Below are 4,051 nucleotides of genomic sequence, written 5' to 3'. Positions count from 1 at the left end.
TCGACACTGAAGGTGCACATTTGCGCGACTGACAGGCAGACCGACCGGAGATGATGCAGTGGTCTGGCAGGCGCCGGATCGTGCGTAGGCTGTGCCCGGTCGGTTCGCGCCTGATTTTGGGCAGAAGCTGGTGCGGGGCGCGGTGGCCGCCTCTACTCCTGGCTCGCGGCTCATCGGGCTGACTGGCGCTGTTGGCCAGCGATGATACGGGCTTGCTTGTAGCGTTGCACAAGGCCTGTCCGTGCCGATCGGCGTGCTGGCCCGCCAGCAGCCTTGGCAGACGGCCATTGGCAGCCTTCCGGGCATCTGGTGCGGGCACAAAAAAGGGCGGGTGAACCCGCCCTTTTTCATTCGGTATGTGAACGCCGATCAGGCGTAGGCTTCATTGCCGACAAAGCCCATCTTCTGGATGCCGGCCCGTTGGGCCAGCGCCATCACGCGATTCACGATGTCATACTTCGCGAGCGCGTCGGGCTTCAACCGCAGTTCCGGCTGGGATTCAGCCGGCTGGATCGCGCCAACCTGCTTCAGATAGCCATCCAGCTGCTGGAGGGTGACTTCCTGATCGTTCCAGTAAATGTTGTTCAGGAAGTCGATGTTGATCTGGTTGAAGTCAGGCTTGATTTCCTGCGTGTTGTTCGGCGTGGGCGGCGGAAGATCAAGCTTGGTCGCATGTGTCTGGATCGGGATAGTGATAATGAACATGATGATCAGAACCAGCATGACGTCGATCAACGGCGTCATGTTGATTTCGTTCATCGGCTTTTCACTTTCGCCGCTTCCTCCGACGGACATTCCCATGGTGGTTGCTCCTGAAACTTAGCGGGTGACCATGCCGGCTGGCGGCTGGGAAATGAAGCCGATCTTCTGGTATCCGGCCCGCTGCATGGCGAAGATCACTCCGCCAACGCAACGATACTCGGTGTTGGCGTCCCCACGGATGTGAACTTCCGGAAGCTCGATCTTGGCGCCAGCGGCCTTCTGCTTTTCCACCTGGGCCAGCAGATAGGACGAACCCTTCTCGCGAAGCTGTTCGTTCGATTCCACTTTCGCCATGCCCCAGAAGACGTGGCAGTTGGCATCGACCGAAAGCGGAACGTTTTCCGGCTTGGTGGTGGTCGGGATATTGGCCACCTTCGGAAGTTCCACCGGCACCGTCTGGATGATGACCGGGACGGTGATGAGGAAGATGATGAGCAGAACCAGCATCACGTCCACAAGTGGCGTGACGTTGATGTCTGCCATCAACGAACCTTCATCTGATCCGCCAACACTCATTGCCATGGGATAATCTCCCGATCAGACTGGATGGAAAGGCTCACTTCTTCGCAGCGGCAGCGGCGGCAGCAGAAACGGTGGCCGAGCGGCTCACGCGCGATCCGGAGATCAGATAACTGTGCACGTCGGCAGCGAAGAGGTTCAGACGCTCCATGATCGACTTGTTACGGCCGGCGAGGTAGTTGTAGCCAAGCACGGCGGGAACGGCGACGGCCAGACCGATGGCGGTCATGATCAGGGCTTCACCGACCGGGCCGGCCACCTTGTCGATCGACGCCTGACCGGCGAGACCGATGTTGATGAGGGCGCGGTAGATACCGATGACGGTGCCGAGCAGACCGATGAACGGGGCAACGGCGCCAACCGAAGCGAGGAACGACAGACCGCGGTTCATCCGCGAGTTGATCATGCCGGCCGAACGGTTGAGGGCGAGCATCACCCATTCGTGCGGTTCGATCTGGCCGCTGTCCGCGCCCTGGTGGTGATCGTAGGCATACATGCCGTCGTCGGCGAGCTGGCGGAACGCGGAATCCTTGTCGATCTTGGCGACGCCTTCCTTGAGGCTGGGCGCAGACCAGACCTTCTTTTCGACTTCCGGCGCTTCCTTCAGCATCTTGCGCTGTTCGAACCAGCGGCTGAACATGATGTACCACGATGCCACCGACATGATCACCATGATGGCGAACAGGGTCTGGGCGACGATGCCGCCCTGCTCGAGTGCAGCTACGAGGCCGTACGGGTTGTTGGTCGTTACGTCAGCCATATCAAGTCCCTCTAGCGAAAAATGGGTTGAATGATGGTTACAGGGGGAAAGGAACGGGGCTTAGCGGCCCTGTTCCAGCCTCCACTGGATTGGTTGCGTCTTGGTTGATTCGACGGGCTTCCCGGCCATCTGCGCCGGGTTGTAGCGCCAGCGCCGCAGGGCGACCTGGCAGGCACGCTCGTCGAGGCGGGTGAAGCCCGACGACTGGGCGACGCTGCATTCCGTCACCCGGCCGTTGGCGCCGATCACGACGCGGACCACGGTGCGGCCTTCTTCACCTGCACGACGCGACGCTTCGGGATAGTCGTCGGTCGAGACGCCGACAGAGTCACCACGCGGGGTAGCGGGCTTGTCGGGCAGGGCAGGCGCCGGTGGCGGCGGGGCCGGAGGCGCAACGCGCGGCGGCTCAGGCGTCGCGATCGTGCTCTGGGTGGAAATCGTGGGCGGCGGCGGAGCCGACTGCTCGATCACCACGTCCGGCGGCGGCACGTAGGGCGGAATATCCTCGAGCTTCGGCGGCGGCGGCGGAGCTTCCTCCGGCGGCGGCGCCTGCTCTTCGATGTTCACCGTTTCCAGCGGCCCGGTGATGACCTTGACGGCCTTGATCGCAAGGCCAGAGATGAAGGCATAGGCAAGAAAGACGTGCAGCAATCCCACGAAGATGATCGCATACGTCTGCTTTCGGCTGAAGCCTTCCTGCTGAAGATATGACATAGGCTCAGTGCCACTCCCTCATATGGCGACCGTTGCATGCCGCCATTCCGAAAATCCAGGATCCGCCTGCCGTCGGCATCTTCCAACCAGCCGGATGACCCCCGTCGTAAATCCCTTTTCCCTCGACCGGATGGGCAAGGTGTCGAGCCTTGCCCTTCGAAGCATCGTCCGATTCGGACGTTCTCCTTACCGGTTGAACTCCACCACTCGCAACACGATATTGCCACAATCCTGACTGGCGGCACAGTGCCGTCTGCCGGATCCCGCAAAAACTGTCGGTCGAAGCCGGAATTCGTGGCCTGATAGCTGCGGCCACTTCCGGTCGCAACCGATTTTCGTATACAGTTGCCCGACGATGCCCCGAACGCCACTTTTCCACTGCTTGGCGACGGCCCTTGCTGCCGTCGCGTCGATCGGTTTTTCGGCCGCATGTGCGGCGTCGGCGGCGTCTGCGCCGTCGTGGACGGACTGGGCGGATCTTGCGCTTGCAAGCCCTGTCATTCTGTCAGGGGCGGTGGAGGATATCGACCGGTTGTCGCGCAAGGATGCGCCGGATGTGCCTGCCGGCGACGTGCGGGCGCTGGTGCGGGTCAATTTGCAGTCGGTTCTGAAGGCGCCTGCGATCATGCCGCAGGGGGCGGCCTGGTTATGGCAGGGCGGCGCCGATGCACGCGGCAGATCCCCCTTCGCCAAGGGCGACATGCTGTTCGTGTTTGCCAGCCCGCTGACAGGCGGAGCTAATCCGTCGGTGCAGGCGCTGACGCTGATTTCGCCGGGCGGCCAGCAACGCTGGACCCCGGACGCCGACGCGCTGGTCCGCGACATTCTGTTGCAGGCCCAACAGCCCGGCGCGGCCGGCCTGATGGTGACCGGCCTGAGCGATGCCTTTCACGCCCGGGGTGATTTGCCCGGAAACAGCGAAAGCCAGTTCTTCCTGACGACCAGTGGCGGCCCGCCGATGGTGCTGCTGGTGCGACGCAAGGCCGCACAGTCGCCCGAAGTGCGCGCAGGCTCTGGCGACCTCGTTGAACGCGCGGGCACGATTCTGCCGAAAACACTGTTGTGGCGGGCATTGGCCTGCGGGTTGCCAGCCGAACTGCCGCCGCGCCTTGCAGACGATTTGGATCTGGTGGCCGATTATGCGCTGGCACGCCAGGAAATCGGCAACTGCGGGCGGACGTTGGCGCCACCCGCATAAGCTGTGCCCACTCAGTCGGACGAGAGCAGCACCCCGACCGATTTTGCGTCGGCATAGACATCGGGCTTCTGCAGAAAGACCGACAGGCCGATGACGCC

5 protein-coding genes are annotated in these 4,051 nt (G+C 62.4%); 1 reads left to right on the top strand and 4 read right to left on the bottom strand.

The window, feature by feature from the left end; genetic code table 11:
* Nucleotides 1–369: 369 nt before the first annotated feature.
* From AC16JP_RS07790 to AC16JP_RS07775, 4 genes are read right to left on the bottom strand one after another with little or no spacing between them, the layout of a single operon-like run.
* Nucleotides 370–801 (bottom strand): ExbD/TolR family protein, encoded by a 432-nt coding sequence (locus AC16JP_RS07790; RefSeq protein WP_484340046.1) that lies wholly within the window; start codon nt 799–801, stop codon nt 370–372.
* An 18-nt stretch (nt 802–819) separates the two neighbouring features.
* Nucleotides 820–1,284 carry an ExbD/TolR family protein gene (locus AC16JP_RS07785; protein ID WP_484340045.1) on the bottom strand — a complete coding sequence of 155 codons (465 nt, stop codon included), beginning with the start codon at nt 1,282–1,284 and terminating at the stop codon, nt 820–822.
* Nucleotides 1,285–1,318: 34 nt separating this feature from the next.
* Nucleotides 1,319–2,041 carry a MotA/TolQ/ExbB proton channel family protein gene (locus AC16JP_RS07780; protein ID WP_484340044.1) on the bottom strand — a complete coding sequence of 241 codons (723 nt, stop codon included), beginning with the start codon at nt 2,039–2,041 and terminating at the stop codon, nt 1,319–1,321.
* A gap of 60 nt (nt 2,042–2,101) precedes the next feature.
* Nucleotides 2,102–2,755: an energy transducer TonB gene (locus AC16JP_RS07775; protein ID WP_484340043.1), complete on the bottom strand. Its 654-nt coding sequence runs from the start codon at nt 2,753–2,755 to the stop codon at nt 2,102–2,104.
* Between the two features lie 382 nt (nt 2,756–3,137).
* Here AC16JP_RS07775 and AC16JP_RS07770 point away from each other — a divergent pair, with 382 nt between their 5' ends.
* Nucleotides 3,138–3,953, top strand: coding sequence for a hypothetical protein (locus tag AC16JP_RS07770; RefSeq protein WP_484340042.1), 816 nt, complete (start codon nt 3,138–3,140; stop codon nt 3,951–3,953).
* The last annotated feature ends 98 nt before the right edge of the window (nt 3,954–4,051 follow it).

It is taken from the genome of Sandaracinobacteroides sp. (assembly GCF_057137845.1).
Note: the sequence above shows the minus strand (reverse complement) of the source record. Positions and strands in the feature narration are given on the sequence as shown.